The 18607-nt window shown below is 73.5% G+C and carries 16 protein-coding genes; 8 read left to right on the top strand and 8 right to left on the bottom strand.

The window, feature by feature from the left end; all coding sequences use genetic code 11:
• Positions 1–307 precede the first annotated feature (307 nt).
• A complete protein-coding gene (locus ACFVYF_RS15255; RefSeq protein WP_389455675.1) occupies positions 308–1066 on the top strand; it encodes an SDR family NAD(P)-dependent oxidoreductase in 759 nt (252 codons plus the stop codon).
• A 63-nt stretch (positions 1067–1129) separates the two neighbouring features.
• Here the strand turns inward: ACFVYF_RS15255 and ACFVYF_RS15250 are convergent, their stop codons facing one another.
• Positions 1130–1624 carry a DUF1203 domain-containing protein gene (locus ACFVYF_RS15250; protein WP_389455674.1) on the bottom strand — a complete coding sequence of 165 codons (495 nt, stop codon included), beginning with the start codon at positions 1622–1624 and terminating at the stop codon, positions 1130–1132.
• 152 nt (positions 1625–1776) lie between these two features.
• Between ACFVYF_RS15250 and pepN the strand changes: the two genes are divergently transcribed.
• Positions 1777–4392 carry an aminopeptidase N gene (gene pepN / locus ACFVYF_RS15245; RefSeq protein ID WP_389455673.1) on the top strand — a complete coding sequence of 872 codons (2616 nt, stop codon included), beginning with the start codon at positions 1777–1779 and terminating at the stop codon, positions 4390–4392.
• Positions 4393–4650: 258 nt separating this feature from the next.
• Here pepN and ACFVYF_RS15240 read toward each other — a convergent pair whose 3' ends face one another.
• From ACFVYF_RS15240 to ACFVYF_RS15230, 3 genes are read right to left on the bottom strand one after another with little or no spacing between them, the layout of a single operon-like run.
• Entirely contained in the window at positions 4651–5565 is a 915-nt protein-coding gene (locus ACFVYF_RS15240; RefSeq protein ID WP_389455672.1) for a LysR substrate-binding domain-containing protein, read from the bottom strand.
• A 35-nt stretch (positions 5566–5600) separates the two neighbouring features.
• Entirely contained in the window at positions 5601–6584 is a 984-nt protein-coding gene (locus ACFVYF_RS15235) for a DMT family transporter (protein ID WP_389455671.1), read from the bottom strand.
• Positions 6585–6618: 34 nt separating this feature from the next.
• Positions 6619–7581: an EamA family transporter gene (locus ACFVYF_RS15230; protein WP_389455670.1), complete on the bottom strand. Its 963-nt coding sequence runs from the start codon at positions 7579–7581 to the stop codon at positions 6619–6621.
• Positions 7582–7935: 354 nt separating this feature from the next.
• On the opposite strand from ACFVYF_RS15230, the gene ACFVYF_RS15225 reads away from it, so the two are divergent.
• Positions 7936–8442, top strand: a complete 507-nt coding sequence (locus tag ACFVYF_RS15225; protein WP_389455669.1) for a MarR family winged helix-turn-helix transcriptional regulator — start codon at positions 7936–7938, stop codon at positions 8440–8442.
• 139 nt (positions 8443–8581) lie between these two features.
• On the opposite strand, the gene ACFVYF_RS15220 is transcribed toward ACFVYF_RS15225, so the two are convergent.
• The 4 genes from ACFVYF_RS15220 to ACFVYF_RS15205 all read right to left on the bottom strand — a co-directional run bounded on the left by ACFVYF_RS15220 (position 8582) and on the right by ACFVYF_RS15205 (position 13655).
• Positions 8582–10060, bottom strand: a complete 1479-nt coding sequence (locus ACFVYF_RS15220) for an FAD-dependent monooxygenase (RefSeq protein WP_389455668.1) — start codon at positions 10058–10060, stop codon at positions 8582–8584.
• A gap of 797 nt (positions 10061–10857) precedes the next feature.
• Positions 10858–11097, bottom strand: a complete 240-nt coding sequence (locus ACFVYF_RS15215) for a hypothetical protein (RefSeq protein ID WP_389455667.1) — start codon at positions 11095–11097, stop codon at positions 10858–10860.
• Between the two features lie 216 nt (positions 11098–11313).
• A complete protein-coding gene (gene malQ / locus ACFVYF_RS15210) occupies positions 11314–13428 on the bottom strand; it encodes a 4-alpha-glucanotransferase (RefSeq protein WP_389455666.1) in 2115 nt (704 codons plus the stop codon).
• Positions 13428–13655 (bottom strand): hypothetical protein, encoded by a 228-nt coding sequence (locus tag ACFVYF_RS15205; RefSeq protein WP_389455665.1) that lies wholly within the window; start codon positions 13653–13655, stop codon positions 13428–13430. Before ACFVYF_RS15205 ends, malQ begins: the two co-directional genes overlap by 1 nt.
• 375 nt (positions 13656–14030) lie before the next feature.
• Here ACFVYF_RS15205 and ACFVYF_RS15200 point away from each other — a divergent pair, with 375 nt between their 5' ends.
• The 5 genes from ACFVYF_RS15200 to ACFVYF_RS15180 all read left to right on the top strand — a co-directional run bounded on the left by ACFVYF_RS15200 (position 14031) and on the right by ACFVYF_RS15180 (position 18595).
• Positions 14031–14654: an RNA polymerase sigma factor gene (locus ACFVYF_RS15200; RefSeq protein WP_389455664.1), complete on the top strand. Its 624-nt coding sequence runs from the start codon at positions 14031–14033 to the stop codon at positions 14652–14654.
• Complete coding sequence (locus ACFVYF_RS15195) at positions 14651–15589, top strand: zf-HC2 domain-containing protein (RefSeq protein WP_389455663.1); 939 nt, start codon at positions 14651–14653, stop codon at positions 15587–15589. The genes ACFVYF_RS15200 and ACFVYF_RS15195 overlap by 4 nt, the downstream gene beginning before the upstream one ends.
• A 92-nt stretch (positions 15590–15681) precedes the next feature.
• Positions 15682–16431 carry an ABC transporter ATP-binding protein gene (locus tag ACFVYF_RS15190; RefSeq protein ID WP_389455815.1) on the top strand — a complete coding sequence of 250 codons (750 nt, stop codon included), beginning with the start codon at positions 15682–15684 and terminating at the stop codon, positions 16429–16431.
• On the top strand, positions 16428–17975 hold the full coding sequence (locus tag ACFVYF_RS15185; protein ID WP_389455662.1) for a hypothetical protein: 1548 nt from the start codon (positions 16428–16430) through the stop codon (positions 17973–17975). Before ACFVYF_RS15190 ends, ACFVYF_RS15185 begins: the two co-directional genes overlap by 4 nt.
• Positions 17972–18595, top strand: coding sequence for a hypothetical protein (locus tag ACFVYF_RS15180; RefSeq protein WP_389455661.1), 624 nt, complete (start codon positions 17972–17974; stop codon positions 18593–18595). Before ACFVYF_RS15185 ends, ACFVYF_RS15180 begins: the two co-directional genes overlap by 4 nt.
• Positions 18596–18607: the final 12 nt, after the last annotated feature.

The following is an 18607-nucleotide window of genomic DNA, read 5'->3' as shown; positions in this document are numbered from 1 at the left end:
GGAGTCCCGCTACGTTGCCGCACTGAGTGGGGTGTCCCGGGGGGCGGGGGTTTGTTCCCCCCCCCCCCCCCCCCGCCCCCGCCCCCCGGGGGGGCGGGGGCGCCGGGGCCCCCCCGCCGGGGGGGGGCCCCCCCCGGCCCCGGGGGGGCGCCCCCTCGGCATGTCCGCGTCCTCCCGGCCGACGGTGGCCATCGGACTCTCAGCCAACGGAACGTGAATACACGCAACCTTCTTAGTAGGTTTGTGTCAAGGTAGGTGGTGAGCTTCTCACTCGAACCCGAAGGCACCGAAGCGAAGGAGTACGGCCATGACCGAAGTGGACCTGAAGGGAACCGTCACCCTGGTGACCGGCGCGTCCAGCGGCATAGGCGCCGCCGTGGCGCGCGTCCTCGCGGCGCGCGGATCTGCCGTCGCGCTGGTGGCACGCCGCGAGGACCGGCTCACCGAGCTGGCGGCGGAGCTGACGGCGGCGGGCGGACGGGCGCTGCCCCTGGCGGCCGACGTGGCCGACGAGGAGCAGGCCCGCGCGGCGGTGGAGCGCACCGTCGAGACCTGGGGACGGCTCGACATCCTCGTGAACAACGCCGGCGTGGCCCGGCGCGGCCCCATGCTGGACGCGTCGGTCGCGGACTGGGAGCAGATGGTGCGGGTGAACCTCCTCGGCACCCTGTACTGCGCGCACGCCGCCCTGCCGCATCTGATCGACGCCGCCGAGAACGAGCCCCGGAAGGTCGCCGACCTGGTCAACGTCAGCTCCCTGTCGGGGCGCGTCGTCCACCAGGGATCCGGTGTGTACAACGCGACCAAGCACGGACTGAACGCGTACAGCGAGTCGCTCCGCCAGGAGGTGGCCGGCCGCCGGGTCCGCGTCTCGGTGCTGGAACCCGCCGCGGTGGCCACCGAGCTGTTCCCGCCGGAGGTCCGGCGGGCGCTGGTCGCCCAGACGCGTCCGTACGAGCGACTGAGCCCGATGGACGTCGCCGACGCCGTGGAGTACGTCGTCACGCGGCCCCCGCACGCAGCCGTGAGCGAACTGCTCATCCGCCCCAGCGAGTCGGAGCGCTGACCTCCTGACGACGGGGGTGGCGTGCTCGCCCGGCGGGTGCCCGGGGCCGGGACCCGGGATGCCCTACGGCCGGCGCACCTCGTAGAGGAAGCAGCCGTACTCCACGGCCCTGACGTGGACCAGGGCGACCGCCGGGTCGGCGAAGGCCTCCGCGAAGGCCTCGTCGAGCGCCGCGTCGGCGGTGTCCGGGACCTCCAGGAGACGGCCGCCCAGGATGTGACCGTCGGCGGAGTAGCGGCGGACCGTGCGCAGCACGCCGGGCCGCGCGAAGGGGTACCGGCCGCCGTCCGGGCCCGCGCACTCCGTGGCGTGGACGAAGACCGGCCCCTGCTCGTCGTACGCCCCCGGCCGGGCCCCCGTCTCCGCGGCCCAGCGCCGCAGGGGCGCGTACGACACCAGGGCGATCCGCTCACCGGCCGCACTGCGGCGCAGGCAGCAGCGCAGCGGAGCGTCGCCCTCGTCGTCGGTGAACGGGGCGAGCGGCCGTCCGGCGTCGTCCGTCTCACGCAGTTCCTTCAGGACCGCCGGCTCGACGGGTCGTGCGGTGTAAGTCGTCATGTTCCCAGGCTCGCGCCCGCGCGGGCCGCTCACCGGCGGGAAACGGACATCGCATTCCGTACAGGTCCCGTGGAAGGATGGCGCAATCCGCCCACCACCCCCCAACGTGGCGCCGTCGCGCCACACCTTTTGAACCATGAGGAGATGACCGCGTGCCTGGCACAAACCTGACCCGCGAAGAGGCGCAGCAGCGGGCGAAGCTGCTCACCGTTGACTCGTACGAGATCGATCTCGACCTCTCCGGCGCGCAGGGTGGGGGCACCTCCGCCGCGGGCGAAGCCGAGAGCGGGGGAGGCACCTACCGGTCCGTGACCACGGTGCGCTTCGATGTCGGCGAGAACGGCGCGGAGTCCTTCATCGACCTGGTGGCACCGGCCGTCCACGAGGTGATCCTCAACGGTGACGCGCTGGACCCCGCCGAGGTCTTCGCCGACTCGCGGATCGCGCTCCCCGGTCTGCTGGAGGGCCGCAACGTCCTGCGCGTCGTGGCCGACTGCGCGTACACCAACACCGGTGAGGGGCTGCACCGGTTCGTCGACCCGGTCGACCAGCAGGCCTACCTGTACACGCAGTTCGAGGTGCCGGACGCCCGGCGCGTCTTCGCCTCGTTCGAGCAGCCCGACCTGAAGGCGACCTTCCAGTTCACCGTGAAGGCGCCGACGGGCTGGACCGTCATCTCCAACTCGCCGACGCCCGAGCCCAAGGACGACGTCTGGGTCTTCGAGCCGACGCCGCGCATCTCGTCGTACATCACGGCCCTGATCGTGGGTCCGTACCACAGCGTCCACAGCGTGTACGAGAAGGACGGGCAGTCCGTGCCGCTCGGCATCTACTGCCGGCCGTCGCTCGCCGAGTTCCTCGACTCGGACGCCATCTTCGAGGTCACCCGGCAGGGCTTCGAGTGGTTCCAGGAGAAGTTCGACTACGCGTACCCGTTCAAGAAGTACGACCAGCTCTTCGTGCCGGAGTTCAACGCGGGCGCGATGGAGAACGCGGGCGCGGTGACCATCCGCGACCAGTACGTGTTCCGGTCCAAGGTGACCGACGCCGCGTACGAGGTGCGTGCCGAGACGATCCTGCACGAGCTGGCTCACATGTGGTTCGGCGACCTCGTGACCATGGAGTGGTGGAACGACCTGTGGCTCAATGAGTCCTTCGCCACCTACACCTCGATCGCCTGCCAGGCGTACCACCCCGAGTCGCGCTGGCCGCACTCGTGGACCACGTTCGCCAACTCCATGAAGACCTGGGCGTACCGGCAGGACCAGCTGCCCTCCACGCACCCGATCATGGCCGAGATCCGCGACCTGGACGACGTGCTCGTCAACTTCGACGGGATCACGTACGCCAAGGGCGCCTCAGTCCTCAAGCAGCTCGTCGCGTACGTCGGCACGGACGAGTTCTTCCGCGGTGTGCAGGCCTACTTCAAGGCGCACGCGTACGGCAACACCCGCCTGTCCGACCTGCTGGGCAAGCTGGAGGAGACCAGCGGCCGCGATCTGGGGACCTGGTCGCAGAAGTGGCTCCAGACGGCCGGCATCAACGTCCTGCGCCCACAGATCGAGACCGACGCCGACGGTGTCATCACCTCCTTCGCGATCCGCCAGGAGGCCCCCGCGCTGCCGGCCGGCGCGAAGGGCGAGCCGACGCTGCGCCCGCACCGCATCGCGGTCGGCCTGTACGTCCTGGACGAGGCGAGCGGCAAGCTGGTGCGCGACGAGCGCGTCGAGCTGGACGTCGACGGCGAGCTGACCGCCGTACCGCAGCTGGCCGGCAAGCGCCGTCCGCCGGTGATCCTGCTCAACGACGACGACCTCTCGTACGCGAAGGTGCGTCTCGACGAGGAGTCCCTCGCGTTCGTCACGGAGCACCTGGGCGACTTCGAGTCGTCGCTGCCGCGCGCCCTGTGCTGGGCCTCGGCGTGGGACATGACGCGCGACGCGGAGCTCGCGACCCGTGACTACCTCTCCCTGGTCCTCTCCGGTATCGGCAAGGAGTCCGACATCGGCGTGGTGCAGTCGCTGCACCGTCAGGTGAAGCTGGCGATCGAGCTGTACGCGGACCCGGCCGCCCGCGAGACCCTGCTGACCCGCTGGACGGACGCGACCCTCGCGCACCTGCGGACGTCGGAGCCGGGCAGCGACCACCAGCTGGCCTGGGCACGCGCCTTCGCGGCGACCGCCCGCACGCCGGAGCAGCTGGACCTGCTGGAGTCCCTGCTCGACGGCCGCGAGACCATCGAGGGCCTGGCCGTCGACACCGAGCTGCGCTGGGCGTTCGTCCAGCGGCTCGCGGCGGTCGGGCGCTACGACGAGGCGGAGATCACCGGCGAGTACGAGCGGGACAACACGGCGGCGGGCGAGCGCCACGCGGCCACCGCCCGCGCGGCCCGGCCCACCGAGGAGGCGAAGGCGGAGGCCTGGACCTCGGTCGTGGAGTCCGACAAGCTCCCGAACGCCGTGCAGGAGGCGGTGATCGGCGGCTTCGTGCAGACCGGTCAGCGTGAACTGCTCGCGCCCTACACGGACAAGTTCTTCACCGTGGTCAAGGACGTCTGGGACTCCCGCTCCCATGAGATGGCCCAGCAGATCGCGGTGGGGCTCTACCCCTCCGTGCAGGTCTCCGAGGAGACCCTCGCGAAGACGGACGCGTGGCTGGCCGCCGCCGAACCGAACGCGGCCCTGCGGCGCCTGATCTCGGAGGCCCGCTCGGGCGTCGAGCGCGCTCTGAAGGCCCAGGCGGCGGACGCGGCGGCGAGCGCGGTTTAGTCAGCGGTCCCGGGGGCGGCCCGTACGTGGGTCGGCTGCACGTGGGTCGGCTGCACGTGGGTCGGCCCGTGCGTTGTCGGCTGTACGTGGGTCGGCCTGTGCGTTGTCGGCTGTACGTGGGTCGGCTGTACGTGAGTTGAGGGGTGTCCGGCGATGGCCGGGCGCCCCTTCGCGTCAGCGGTGGGGGGCGGTGATGTGCCGGGTGCCCCCTTCGCGTCAGCGGTGGGGGGCGGTGATGTGCCGGGTGCCCCCTTCGCGTCAGCGGTCGAGCCGCGCGGCCACCTCGCGCAGTGCGGCCAGCACCCGGGCGACCGCCACGCCCTCCTCGGCACCCCGGCGCACCGCCGCGACCACATGCCGGTGCGGGCGGTCCGCGTCCAGGGCCCGCATGACCACACCGTCGCGCCGTACGGCGGCCATCCGCGGTACGAGCGCGACGCCCATGCCCGCCTCGACCATCGCCAGGATCGCCGTCCAGCCGGCCGCGGAGTGCCCCTGATGGGGGCTGAACCCGGCGGCCTCGCACGCGCCCCGCGTGATGTCCGACCAGGGCCCGCTGCCACCGAAGATCCAGGGCTCGGCGGCGAGATCGGCAAGCCGGACGGCGTCGGCGCCGGCCAGCGCGTGGTCCCGCGGGAGCGCGAGATCGAGCGGGTCGGCGAGCAGCGGCACCCGGGTGAAGCGGGGGTCGGCCGCCGTCGGGGCCTGCACGGCCAGCGACAGCGCGAGGTCCACCGCACCCGCGGCGAGCAGTTCGTACGCCTCCGCCGCCTCGGCCTCCCGTACCTGCACGGAGATCCCGGGCCGCGTCGTCCGCAGCACCCGCACCGCGGGAACCACCAGCGCGGGTACGGCCGTCGAGAACGCCCCGACCCGCACCTCGCCGACGTCCCCGTGCACATACGCGGCCAACTCGGCGTCGGCACGCTCCAGTTGCTCGAACACCGCCGCCGCGTGCCGCAGGACCAGCTCCGCCGCGTCGGTGAGCCGCACCCGCCGGCCCTGTGCCTCCAGCAGCGGGACCCCTAGCTGCTTCGCCAGATTGGTCAGCTGCTGCGACACGGCCGAGGGCGTCAGCAGCAGGGCCTCGGCGGTCGCCGTGACGGTGCCTCGCTCCCGCAGGGTCCGCAGGATCAGCAGCTTCCGGATGTCCCACCTGTCGTACTCGGCCATGGCGGCAACCTATCGACCCGCGCGGACGTGCCGCTTCAGCGGCCCTTGGCGGCGGTGCCGAGGACGACTCCGCCGAGGATCAGCGCCATGCAGATCACCTGCGTCCAGCGCACCGGCTCGCCCAGAACGGCGAACGACAGACCGGCCGCGCACACCGGCTGGAGGTAGTAGACCGCTCCGGCACGGGCCGCGCCGACCAGGGAGATCGCCTTGTTCCAGGCGAAGAAGGCGAGCGCGGAGGAGAACACGCCGACGTAGAGGAGCGGGCCGACGGTGGCGGGCGTCGCCGCGAAGCCGCCCTGGACGGTGAGGCTCACCGCGTACGCCGGGAGCAGCATCGCGGTGCCCAGCGCGAAGGTGGCGAACAGGAAGACGGGGCCGGTGAGTTCGGCGGGCCTGCGGCGCAGCAGGGCACTGTACGAGGCGAAGCTCGTGGCCGCCGCGAGCATCCAGAGGTCGCCGGGCGCGAAGTGGAGCGATGCCGAGCCCTTGCCGATCAGGAGCAGGACGCCGGCGCAGGCGATCAGCATCCCGGTGATCCGGCGCGCCCCGAGGCGTACGCCGCCGGCCCGCTCGTACACCGCCATCAGGACCGGCGACGCGGCCATGATCAGGCCCATGTTGCCGGCGGAGGTGGAGACACCCGCCTGGTTGACCAGGGTGTTGTAGACGGTGACCCCGAGGAGGGAGGCGAGGAGGAGGTGACGGAGATGGCGGCGCAGTACCGCCCGCCGCCGCCAGGCTTCCCGCCCGGCGAACGGGGCCACCACGACGAGGGCGATGATCCAGCGCCAGAAGGCCTGCTGCACGGGCGGCACGCTGTCGTGCAGGGCCCGCGAGGTGACGAAGCTGCCGGACCAGACGACCGTGGCGAGGGCGGCGAGGGCGATACCGAGGGTCCAGCTGCGGGTCTGGTGGGCGCAGGTCCGGGGCCGGTGGGTGCAGGTCCGGGGCCGGTGGGTGCTGGTGGGGGGCCGGTGGGTCGAGGGGCGGGTCCGGGCCAGGACTGTCACGGGCATCACTTGCCTTTCGGTAGGGGGTGGTGCGTCGCCCCTACCGTCGCAGCGCCGGAACTGTCACGTCCATCGAATCTTTTCGACTATTCCTTTCAGTTGAACTGAAAGGTGAGACGGCCCCGCCGGAGCCGGCCGATTCCGGCGAGGTGGCGCGCACCGCGCGGCGAGGCCTCAGCTGCCCCAGCACCGTCGCCCCGAACGCCAGCGTCATGCCCGCCAACTGGAGCGGCGTCAGCAGCTGACCGAGCGCCGCCCAGCCGATGACGGCCGCGGTGAGCGGTGAGAGCGGGCCGAGGAAGGTGACCTGGGTCGCGGTCAGCCGCCCGATGCCGCGGAACCAGAGCCAGTACGCGATCGCCGTGTTCGCCAGCGCGAGATACAGATAGCCGCCGACGGCCCGCCCGTCCAGCGCGGGCGGGGCCCCTTCGACGAGGAAAGCGAGCGGCGCGATCAGCAGACCGCCCGCCGTCAGCTGCCATGCGGTCAGTGCCAGGGGCCCGACGCCGTCCGGCCGCCCCCACCGCTTGGTGAGCACCGTCCCGGTGGACATCGACGCGGTCGCGGTGAGGGCCGCGAGGACGCCCAGGGCATCCAGCGCCCCGGCCGCCTTGAGCACCACCAGGCTGACCCCGAGCGCGGCCAGGATCCCGGTGAGCAGGGTGCGTGCGGTCGGCCGCTCCCCCAGCAGCAGCGCGGCGAGCCCGGCCACCAGCAGCGGGCCGACCGACCCGACGACCGCCGCCATCCCGCCGGGCAGCCGGTACGCGGAGAGGAAGAGCAGCGGGAAGAACGCGCCGATGTTCAGCGCGCCCAGCACCGCCGACTTCCACCACCAGGCGCCGCGCGGCAGCACTCGCGCCAGCGCGAGCAGCACGAGGCCGGCGGGCAGGGCCCGCATCAGGCCCGTGAACAGCGGGCGGTCCGCCGGGAGGAACTCGGTGGTGACGGCATAGGTGCTGCCCCAGGAGACGGGGGCGAGCGCGGTGAGCAGGACGGTCACGGACCGCCGCGTAGCCGCGGGTCCGCGGGAGCCCTTCGCCGCACCGTTCGAGCCCTTCGCGGCGACCCGCCCGCGCGAGCGCCCGGTGACGACCGGCCCGCGCGAGCGCCCGGCGGCGACCGGCCGACGAGAGTTCCTCGTGACGATCGGCCGGCGAGAGCCTTGTGTCGTGTCCGTCATGACGGCCCCTCCGTTAGGTGAGAGCAGCAACTGCCGCTCGGGGCGGCCTCCCCCGCCGTACGTCGACGGGAGCAGGCCGATGGAAATAGCTTAGCGCTAAGCTACTTCCCGTCAAGCAAGTTTCCGCCAAGCTACTTTCTTGCGGCCGACCGGCAGCCGCCCGATACTCGACCCATGAGCGCGAACCCGCACAACAAGGACGCCGTCGACGCGATCATCGAGCAGTGGGCCGCCGTCCGGCCCGACCTCGACACCGCCGCGATGGAGGTCTTCGGGCGCGTCTTCCGGCTCTCGCGCGCCATGGGCGACCGCATGGAGAAGGCGTACGCGAAGTTCGGCATCTCCCGCGGGGAGTTCGACGCGCTCGCCACCCTGCGCCGCTCCGGCGAGCCCTACACCCTCTCGCCCCGCCAGCTCTCGGCGACGCTCATGCTCACCACCGGCGGGATGACCGGACGCCTCGACAAACTGGAGCGCGCCGGGCTGTTGCGCCGCTCGCCCGACCCGCACGACCGGCGCGGACTCCAGGTGACCCTGACGGACGAGGGCCACCGCCTGATCGACGAGGCGGTGGGCGTGGGTCTCGCCACCCAGACCGCCGCCCTCGATGCGCTCAACGCAGAACAGGCCGGCCAACTGGCCGACCTGTTGCGTCAGTTGCTCTCCGCCACAACGGACTGAGCACACTCCCCCGCCCCTTGGCGGGCCGGCACCTTAATCCGGGTTCACGAAGGCGGAGCCGCCCGGCGGCACGTCAACACGCCACGGCGGACCGGCCGCACAGCTCCAGGTCCGCGAAGGCGGAGCTGCCGGCCGCACGTCACCGCAGCGCGGCGGACCGTGTGTCGATCGCGCCCGCGTCGGCCAGTGCGCTCCGGATCGCCGACGCGTCCACGGTCCGTCCGGCGCCTTCCGGTTCCGCGGCCCAGGCCACGTATCCGTCGGGCCGCACCAGTACGGTCGTACGCCGCCCGCTCGCCCAACGCTCCACGGCGAGACGGCTCTTGCCGGCCCCCGCCTCCCCGACCTCCCCCGCCTCGTACGGCTCCGGAGTGATCAGCACGAACCGTCCGCCGCGCAGCGCCTCGTAGAGGCGGCCGCTCTTCAGGGCCACGTCCGGGACCCGCTTGCCGACCAGCGGATGAGCCCCGCGCGGCGCCGGATACGCGTACCCGATGCCCGTGATCTGACCGGTCATCCGGGTGCGGGCGGGGCCGACATGGCCGAGGACGGTGGTGAGCGCGGCGCGGAAGGCCAGCGTCCAGGGGTACTTGGCCATGGCCAGCCGGACGATGCCACCGCTGCTGCGCAGGACGGACGTACCGACGGGGTACCGCTCGCCCTGATACGCGTCCAGCAGGGCGGTGTCGGCGTACCCGTCGAGCACCGCCGCCAGCTTCCAGCCGAGGTTCGCCGCGTCCTGGAGGCCCGTGTTCATGCCCTGGCCGCCGGCCGGGGTGTGCACGTGCGCGGCGTCCCCGGCGAGGAACACCCGCCCCACGCGGTACGCGGGCGCCTGCCGTTCGTCACTGTGGAAACGGGACATCCAGCGGGCGTCGTGCATCCCGTAGTCACGGCCGAGCGCGAGCCGGGCGATCTCCTTGACCTCGTCGAGGTCGAGCGGCGCGTAGTCGGGGACGTTACGGCCGCGGTGCCAGCCGATCACGCGGTAGTAGCCGTCCCCGAAGGGCGCGATGAAGGCGAAGGCGTCGCCGACCGCGTCGGTGGTCAGCACCTGCTCGGGCTTCTCCTCGAGCCGCACGTCCGCGAGCACGACCGAGCGGATGACGGACTTCCCCGGGAAGGACAGCTTGATCGCCTTGCGCACCACGCTGTGCAGACCGTCCGCACCGACCACGTAGGCGGCCCGCAGCGAGTCCGGCTTCCCGTCGGGACCGCGGACCTTCAGCGTCACCCCGTCCGCGTCCTGGGTCAGCCCGGTCACCTCGGTCTCGTACACGAACCGCACCCCCGCCTCGACCGCACGCCGCTCCAGCGCCTTCTCCACCTCGTACTGCGGCAGCACCAGCAGGTGGTTGAAGCGCGACGGCAACGTGTCGAGAGGGACGGTGAGCCGGCCGAAGAGGCGAATCCGGTCGAGTGCCTGCCCCTTGGCCTCCAGCTCGTCGGCGAGACCGCGGGCGTCGAGCTGCTCCAGCGTGCGGGCGTGCAGCACGAAGGCGCGCGACAGGTTGCTGATCTCGTGAGCGCGCTTCTCGACCAGGGTGACCGGAATACCGGCGGTGGCGAGATCACCGGCCAGCAGCAGCCCGGTGGGCCCGGAGCCGACGACGACCACATCCCGGCACCCGAGCGAGGGACGGTCTGCCCCAGAGGGGGCTGAGGCGGGGGACGGGACGGAGGGGGTGGATGGGCTGTCGGCGGTGGAGGCCGAGGACGCGGAGGCCGAGGACGCCGAAGATGCAAACGATGCGCTGGATGGGGTGGACGACGCCGTGGGGTGGGTGTTGCCGTTCATCGCGACCTCCTGATGCCAACGCTAGTTGGCCAACGGGTGTTCGCCAACTGCTGTTTACCAACTGCCCAGTACCAACTGCCGAATGCCTACCGGCGTTCGCCCACCACGGTTGGCAAACTGACGTTTGCCTCCTGCCGTTCACTGACCTTGACCGGCCAACTCCCGGTTGCCAACCGGCACTTACCGGCCACCGACTGCCAACCCGCGTAGGCCAACAAACGTAGGCCAACGCTCGTTTGCCAGCATAGGGCGACCCCTACGGACTGTCAACACGCGTTGGCCTACGTTTGTTGGCATGACTGAATACGGACCCTCCGCGCCGTCGACGCCACCCGCCCTCGGGCCGCCCGACGGCGCTGCCGCCGACCTCCCGCCCACCGCCCCCGCCGCTCACGCACTTTCTGGACCTCTGGGAGGAGAACGAGGCGCTCGCCGCGATGCTGCGTGTCAGTGTCCGTTACGCCCGCAACCGGCGCCGGCCGGACACCCCGCCGGCGCAGACGACGTACACCGGCACACGAGTACGCAAAAAACGCCGAGGGAGCCCGTACACCCGGCCAGGTGCGCGGACTCCCTCGACGCCGAAGAGGATCGGGAAGCGGAAGCAGCGGGCGGAATCAGCCCTGCTTCGGCTGCTTGGGGGACTTGTCGAGGACCATCACGAGTCCGGCGATGACCAGGAACAGCACGATCGGCGCCGCGACATAGAGACCCAGCGTGTCGATCACGCTCAGGCCCTTGCCGGGGTCGTCGCCGTCGTCGCGGGTGAGCGCGAGCGCGGGGGACGACATGAGCAGCATCATCAGCGTCGTACCGGCGGCCAGGGCGCCGGCGCGCAGGGCGTTCTTCTTGTCCACGGAGCAAACGTAGCGAACCCCCGAACGGGCCGCGCGCCCGGGGTGCCGTACGAAGGAACCACGGGACGCGAGCCACCGTAAAAGCCCGGCGGACCGGGAAGCTCAGGGAATCCGCCACGGGACGCGAGCCGCCGTAAAAGCCCGGCGGAACCGGGAAGCTCAGGGAATCCGCCACGGGACGCGAGCCGCCGTGAAAAGCCCGGCGGACCGGGAAGGTCAGGGAGTCCGGGAGGCGTCGGTGCCCGGTGCCCCCGGGCGGGGGCGCAGTACGTCCATCAGGGCGTGCAGCCGGGGTGAGGCGGCCAGTTCCTCCAGCGTCACCGGGCGGCCGTCGGCGTCGGCGATGGGCAGGCGCCAGTTCGGGTACTGGTCCCAGGTGCCCGGCAGGTTCTGCGGGCGGCGGTCGCCGACCGTGTCCGGGAGCCAGACGCCGAGCATGCGGGCGGGCGTGCGCAGCAGGAACCGGTGCACGGCCTGGATCTCGGCCTCCTCGGACGCGACGGAGACCCCGCCGCTGCCGCCCTGCAGCAGCCCCAGCCGGGCCAGCAGCGCCAGCCACTCCCCCGTGTCCGCGGCCGCCTCGGCGCGCTCCTCCTCCAGCGGGCGGGTCAACAGGCCGAGGCTGTCGCGGAGTTCGACATGCTCGCCGGTGAGGCGGGCCGCGGTGGGCGGGAGGTCGTGCGTGGTGGCGGTGGCGAGGCAGTCCGGGCGCCAGCGCTCGGGGGGCAGCGGCAGCCCCGTACCGGCCCAGTCCCGTTCGAACCAGAGGACGGACGTGCCGAGCACACCGCGTTCGTGCAGCGCCTCCCGGACACCCGGTTCGACGGTGCCGAGGTCTTCGCCGATCACCAGCGCGCCGGCGCGTGAGGCCTCCAGCACCAGGACGGCGAGCATGGCCTCGGCGTCGTAGCGGACGTACGTCCCGTCGGTGGGTGCCTCGCCCAGCGGGATCCACCAGAGCCGGAACAGGCCCATGACGTGGTCGATGCGCAGCGCGCCCGCGTAGCGGAAGAGGGCGCGCAGGAGGCGGCGGTACGGGGCATAGCCCGACTCGGCGAGGCGGTCGGGGCGCCAGGGCGGCAGGCCCCAGTCCTGGCCCAGGGCGTTGAAGGCGTCCGGCGGGGCGCCCACGGACATGCCGGACGCGAAGTACTCCTGCTGCGCCCAGGCGTCGGCTCCGCCGGGGTGGACGCCGACGGCGAGGTCATGGACGAGGCCCACCGGCATCCCCGCGTCACGCGCGCTGCGCTGGGCCGTGGCGAGCTGGCCGTCGGTGAGCCAGGCGAGGCGGGTGTGGAAGTCGACGCGGTCCATCAACTCGCCGCGCGCACGGGCGGTTTCGGCGGACCGGGGGTCGCGCAGACCGGCCGGCCACTGGTGCCAGTCGGATCCGTGCACCTCGGCGAGCGCGCACCAGGTGGCGTGGTCCTCCAGTGCCTGGCCCTCCTCGGCGAGGAAGTCCCAGTAGGCGGCGAGCCGGCCGGGGCCGAGAGGGACCTCGCGGACGACGTCCAGTGCCTGGCGCTTGAGGTCCCACACGGCGTCGCGGTCGATCAACGCGCCCTTGTCCAGCACCGATTCACGCAGCCCGTCGGCACGCCGGAGCAGCGCGCGGATCCGCTCACGGTCCTCGGCGTACGCGAACTCGGGGACGTCCTCGACGCGCAGATGCACCGGGTCGGGGAAGCGGCGGGAGGAGGGCCGGTACGGGGACGGGTCGGTGGGCGTGCCGGGCACGGCCGCGTGCAGGGGGTTGACCTGCACGAATCCGGCGCCGAGGGTGCGGCCCGCCCAGGCGGTCAGCTCGGCGAGGTCCCCGAGGTCGCCCATGCCCCAGGAGCGGCGGGAGAGGAGGGAGTAGAGCTGGACGAGCAGTCCGTACGTGCGTCCGGGCGGCGCGGGCAGCCGGGCCGGGGCCACCACGAGGTGGGCGTCGGCGGTGCGGCCGTCGGGCGCGGTGGCGTGCAGCGTGTGGACGCCGGGCGGGAGTTGCTGGGCGGCGGCCCGGGTCTCGCCCTGCTCGGTCTCGATGCGCAGCCGGGTGCCGTCGGGCAGGCCGGCGAGGGCGGCGGGCGGGCTGCCTCCCCAGGACACGACCGTGGGCGGCAGCAGCCGCTCGCGCAGTACGGACTCCCGGTCCGCGAGGGCGGCGCGGACGGCCTCGGGCGTGCTCGCGTCCACGCCCAGCGCCGCGAGGGCGGCGGTGACCGCGGTGTCCGAGGCGGCGACCGTACGGTCCGGGGAGGGGCTGTAGGAGGTGGCCACGCCGTGCAGCGCGGCGAGCCGGGACAGCGGTGTCCCGGCGGGGTCGGCCGGCTCGGTCGCCGCCATCAGACCCCCGCGGCGGCGCCGGTCGAGGTCGGCTCGCTGGTCAGGGGGGCGGCGTCGGCGAGCGGCGGTTCACTGGTGAGGGGCTCGGCGTCGGGCAGGGGTGGTTCGCTGGTCAGCGGCGCTTCGGCGCACGTCTCCTCACCGAAGACGCACGGGTGGGGATCGGCGGACAGCTCCGCCCAGGGTTTGGAGAGGGCCGGGAGCAGAAGGTGTGCCGGAGCGGCCACGGGGGCCTCCTTGTCGTCGTACGGCTGGACGCGGGTTGTCGCAGCCCTACCCAGTGAGCGCGGCCGCAGACGTACACGAAGGAACAACGTGTCACTGGTCACATTCTGTTCCAGTCGCGGCCACCACACCAGGAGACGACCGGAGGGTGCCTGATCGTGCCGGGAGGCGCCGGACCGCTGCCGGTCGCCGGCCGGCCGGCCTGGACGTCTGCCCCGCAGCGGCCACCGCCGTTGACTTCGACCGCGCGGGTGCCGTGAGCACGGCCAGCCGGCCGTTGCTGATCCGGTCGAGCGTCGCGACACCATCGGCCCCTGAGAGCGTGAACCATCGGCTCCGGGTGGGCCGATAGACAGGTTGTGAGACTGTTCCGCCCCATGGGGGGCCACCGGGAGGATGCCACGGACGCAGCGCTGCTGCGAGCCGTGGCGGACGGGGACTCGGCGGCGATGGCCGCGCTCTACGACCGGCACGCCGGCTGGCTGCACACACGGCTGACCCGCCGGTGCGGCGACCCCGAGGTCGTGCGCGAGGTGCTCCAGGACACCTTCGTGACCGTGTGGCGGTCGGCTGCCTCGCACCGGGGCGCGGAGGCGGGCGGCTGGCTGTGGACGATCGCGGCGCGGCGGCTGGTCGACGCGCGGCGGGTCCAGGAGCGCACCGCCCGGGTGGAGCAGGTGGAGCACACGGCACCCGCGTCCACGCCCTCCGCCGAGGAACGGGTGCTGGCCGGCCTGGAGTACGGAGATGTGGGGACGGCCCTGGACCGCATCTCCCCCGAGCTCCGCGAGGTCCTGCGCGCCACCGTGGTCGACGGGCTGACCACCCGCGAGACCGCCCAGCTCCTCGGCATCCCCGAGGGCACGGTGAAGACCCGCGCCATGCGGGCCCGCGCCGAACTCCGGGCCGCGCTCGCCCACTTGAACCCGCCCCCGGGCTCTTCCCCGACCCCGTCCTCGGCCCGGCCCCTGGGCCCGTCCCCGCTGGGAGGCCCGGCATGACCGGCTGGCACGCCCCCGACGACCTCGTCGCCCGTTACACGGACGGCTCCCTCCCGGAGACGGACTCCTGGTCCCTGGAGAAACACCTGGAGAGCTGCACCGCGTGCGCCGTCCGCGCGTCGCAGGCCGCGCGCGCCGGGGCGGCGGGAGCCGTGCTCTCGGAGGTACGGGACGCGGTACTGCACGCGGTACGCGCCCCGGCCGCCGCCCCGTCCCCGGCCCACGCATCCGCACCGCCGCCGGCACCCGCACCCGCACCCGCGCCCGCAGGCCGTCGCGCCCGAGCCGTCGGGGGGCGGCTCGGGCGGATCGTGTGGGCCGCCGGGCCCGCGTTGCGCGGGGCGTGGGTGGCAGCCGTCGTACTGGTGGCCGTGGGAGCCCTCGCACTCGCGTACGCCGGTGGGTTCGCCGGCGCACGGCCGCTGCTGCTGGCCGTCGCACCGGTCGTGCCCGTCGCGGGAGTCGCCCTCTCCTACGGCCGGTACGCCGATCCCCTGTACGAGATCGTCGCGACCTCGCCCACCGGCGGGCTCCGTCTGGTGCTGATGCGGACGGCCGCCGTACTCACGGTCAGCGTGCCGCTGCTGACGGCCGCGGGCCTGCTGCTCCCGCCGGCCGGCCCGCGCCTGCCCGAGGCCCCGGCGACCGCCGCCTGGCTGCTGCCCGGACTCGCCCTGACCCTGGCCACGCTGGCGCTCTCCGGATACGTGGGGTGCCGGACCGCCTCCGCGGTGGTCGGCGGTGGCTGGGTGCTCGCGCTGGCGGCGCCCGCCCTCACCGCCAACGGTTCCGGTCCGACGGCCCGGCTCACCGAGCAGCTCTCCCGCTACCTCACCGGCGCACCGCCGCAGGGGGCCTGGGCCGCGGCCGCCGCGCTCTGCGCCCTCCTCCTCGCCGCGCGCCGCACCGCGTACGACCGTCTGGAGACGATGTGACCACCCCTGGTACGACCGGCACGGCCACCGCGTCCGGCGGCGCCGGCACCCCGCCGGCACCCGCCTCCGCACCCTCCGTCCGGGTATCCGCGCTGACCGTCCGGCATCGCAGGACCACCGCCCTGGACGCCGTCGACCTGGATTTCGGGCCCGGGGTCCATGGGCTGCTCGGGCCCAACGGCGCCGGCAAGACCTCCCTCATCCGCGTGCTCGCGACGATCGCGGCGCCCGCGGCGGGCCGGGTGGAGATGCTCGGCGGCGACCTCGGCCGGCACCGGGAACGCAGTGCGGTCCGCCGTGAACTGGGCTATCTGCCGCAGGAGTTCGGGTACTACCCGGGCTTCACCGTGCGGGAGTTCGTGGCGTACGTGGCGTGGCTGAAGGAGGTGCCCGCCTCGGTCACCCCGGCCGCCGTCGAACGGGCAGTGGCCAGGGTCGGTCTCACCGACCGCATCGACGCGAAGGTCAAGACCCTGTCCGGCGGCATGATCCGGCGCGTCGGCATCGCCCAGGCCATCGTGAACGACCCGCGCGTGCTGCTCCTCGACGAGCCCACGGCGGGCCTGGACCCGGAGCAGCGGGTCGAGTTCCGCGCGCTGCTGCGGGATCTCGGGAAGGCCGCCATCGTCATCGTCTCGACCCACCTGGTCGAGGACGTGGCCGCGGCCTGCTCGGACGTCACCCTGATCGAGGCCGGCCGGGTCGCCTACCGGGGCACGCCCCGGTCGCTGGCCGCCCTGGGAGCGGACGGCCACGAGGCCGACGGCAACGCCATCGAGCGCGGCTACACCGCCGCCCTGCGCGGTCACCGCGCCGGGACACCGACGGAGGCCGGCCGATGACCGTACGGACCCCACCGGGCGGCGACCGCGGAACCCCGACGCCCCCCGCCGAACCCGCCGGCCCAACGAGCCCCGCGAGCCCGTCCGTCGACGACCACACCGACCGCACGTCCCCGCCCAACGGGCACCACGCCGACCACCCCGCCGGAATCCGCACCCGGCTCCCCGGAACCCTCCGCAAGAAGGCCCCCGCCCCCACCGTCGTCACACCCCCATCCCGTCGCCTCCACCCCCTCCGCACCGAAGCCCTGCGCGGCTTCGCCCCTTGGGCGGCCGCCGGGATGCTGATCACGTTGGCCTGGGCGCTCGGCGCCTCGGCGGACCGGTGGCAGGGCAGCTGGGGCGAGACGACCGCCCTGCTGAGTACCGGGGCGGGTCTGATCGGCGCCCCCTTCGCGCTGGCCGCAGGTGCGTGGCAGGGCGGCCGGGAGCGGCGGCTGCGGATGACGGAACTGCGGGCTTCCGCCGCTCGCGGCCGGCTCGTCCAGCTCCTGACGGCCGCGCTGCCGCTCGCCTGCTGGCTGGCGGCGGCGTACGGGGCGGCGGCGGCCGGCGCCCTGCTGGCCTGTGCGCCGTACGCGTCGGCCGGCGGTCCGCAGCCGACGGTTTTCGTGGGCACCGCCCTCTCGCTCGCGGCCTGCACGGTGCTCGGTCACGTGGCCGGGCAGGTGCTGCCCTGGCGGCTGACCGCGCCCGCGCTCGCGCTCTGCGGGTACGTCCTGTTCGGCGTGCTCGCCGAAGCGCCGTCGAACCTCCGCTATCTCGCACTCGCCCAGGTGCGCGAGGTCGGCGACCGTGAGCTGCCCGTCTGGTGGTACCCGCTCGTGTCGGCGCTCTGGGCGGCCGGTCTCGCCGCGACCGCGGTCCTGGCCCATGCCGGTCGGCGTCGCGTCATCGCGCTGCTGCCGCTCACGGCCGCCCTCGGAACCGCCGCGCTCCTCGTCCAGGCGGGCGACGGCCTGCTGCGCGACAACCCGCTCGTGCACCGGCAGGTGTGCGACGACTCCACCACCCCGGCGGTCTGCGTCAACGCCGCCTATCCGGGCCTGCTGCCGGACGTGACCCGGGCGCTCTCCGGTCTCACCGGCCGGCTGAAGGGCGTACAGAACCTGCCCGTCCGCTTCGAGGACCTGGGGCGCGACCCCCACGAGGACGAGACGCAGCTGCCGATGCTCACGCCCTTCGGCTGGAGCGCCGTACGCGGCAAGGTGACTGATCCGCAGCGCTACGCCTGGGAAGCCGCGCAGTTGATGGTCCGCACGGACTGCGAGCGGGAACCGTCCGAGCGGCGGATCCCGGCGACCGATGAGGCCGTACTGCGCTGGCTGGCTCCGGAGGCCGGATCGGGGGACATCCGGGACGGCTTCGTGGCACGAGCCCGGCAGCGAGGTGACGAGGCGGAGCTCGCGCGGTACCGCGCCGAGGACAGGGCGTACGCGCGTCTCGTCGCCATGGCCGACGACCAGCGCCGCGCCTGGCTGAGCCGCTACTTCGCCACCGCCCAGGACTGTGACCCGGATCCGAAGGAGGTTCCGTCCCTGTGAGCGCCCAGCACAGTCCCGGCACCCCGCTCGCGCTCTACGCCCGCTCCCGTGGCCTGCCGCTGACCGTGGCCGCGCTGGTCTGTGCCGCGCTGCTCACGCTGTGGGTGGCGGGCCGGCCCGGCGTCTACCTGGACCCGTACCGCAGGGTGCCGCTGCTCTCGCTGGCCCCCCTGCCGGCGTCGGCGGCGATCGGCGTCAGTCTCCACTCGTACGCGCGCGACCTGGACGACACCGCCGTACGCCCCTGGTGGCCCAGGCGGCTGGCGCATCTGCTGGTGCTGACGGCGCTCGCGGCGGTGGCGCTGGCCTCGGCGGTGCCGGGGCAGGCCGAGGTGTTCGGGGCGCCGGGGATGGTCCGCAACACGCTGGGGGCGGTCGGTCTGACGGCGGGCGCGGCGGTGCTGTGCGGTGCCCGGGCGAGCTGGATGCCGACGACGCTGTATTTCAGTGGCGTATATCTCTCGGGCGCCTCACCCCGTGTGAGAAGAGAGACAGTGCTCGCCTGGCCCCTGCAGACGGGCCCCCAGCACGGCGCGTGGGCCGTCGCGCTGACACTCTTCGTGGCCGGCTCGGCGCTCTGCGCGGTGTACGGCGCCCGCCCCGAGGGGCCCCGCGGCTGACGCGGGGCCGTG

Source organism: Streptomyces sp. NPDC058274 (genome assembly GCF_042881375.1).
Lineage (GTDB): Bacteria > Actinomycetota > Actinomycetes > Streptomycetales > Streptomycetaceae > Streptomyces.
Note: the sequence above shows the minus strand (reverse complement) of the source record. Positions and strands in the feature narration are given on the sequence as shown.

Coding starts and splice junctions, on each gene's coding strand:
- ACFVYF_RS15255 (WP_389455675.1), top strand. CDS start 308: ATGACCGAAGTGGACCTGAAGGGAACCGTCACCCTGGTGACCGGCGCG.
- ACFVYF_RS15250 (WP_389455674.1), bottom strand. CDS start 1,624: ATGACGACTTACACCGCACGACCCGTCGAGCCGGCGGTCCTGAAGGAA.
- ACFVYF_RS15240 (WP_389455672.1), bottom strand. CDS start 5,565: ATGGCCGAGTACGACAGGTGGGACATCCGGAAGCTGCTGATCCTGCGG.
- ACFVYF_RS15235 (WP_389455671.1), bottom strand. CDS start 6,584: ATGCCCGTGACAGTCCTGGCCCGGACCCGCCCCTCGACCCACCGGCCC.
- ACFVYF_RS15225 (WP_389455669.1), top strand. CDS start 7,936: ATGAGCGCGAACCCGCACAACAAGGACGCCGTCGACGCGATCATCGAG.
- malQ (WP_389455666.1), bottom strand. CDS start 13,428: ATGGCGGCGACCGAGCCGGCCGACCCCGCCGGGACACCGCTGTCCCGG.
- ACFVYF_RS15200 (WP_389455664.1), top strand. CDS start 14,031: ATGGGGGGCCACCGGGAGGATGCCACGGACGCAGCGCTGCTGCGAGCC.
- ACFVYF_RS15195 (WP_389455663.1), top strand. CDS start 14,651: ATGACCGGCTGGCACGCCCCCGACGACCTCGTCGCCCGTTACACGGAC.
- ACFVYF_RS15185 (WP_389455662.1), top strand. CDS start 16,428: ATGACCGTACGGACCCCACCGGGCGGCGACCGCGGAACCCCGACGCCC.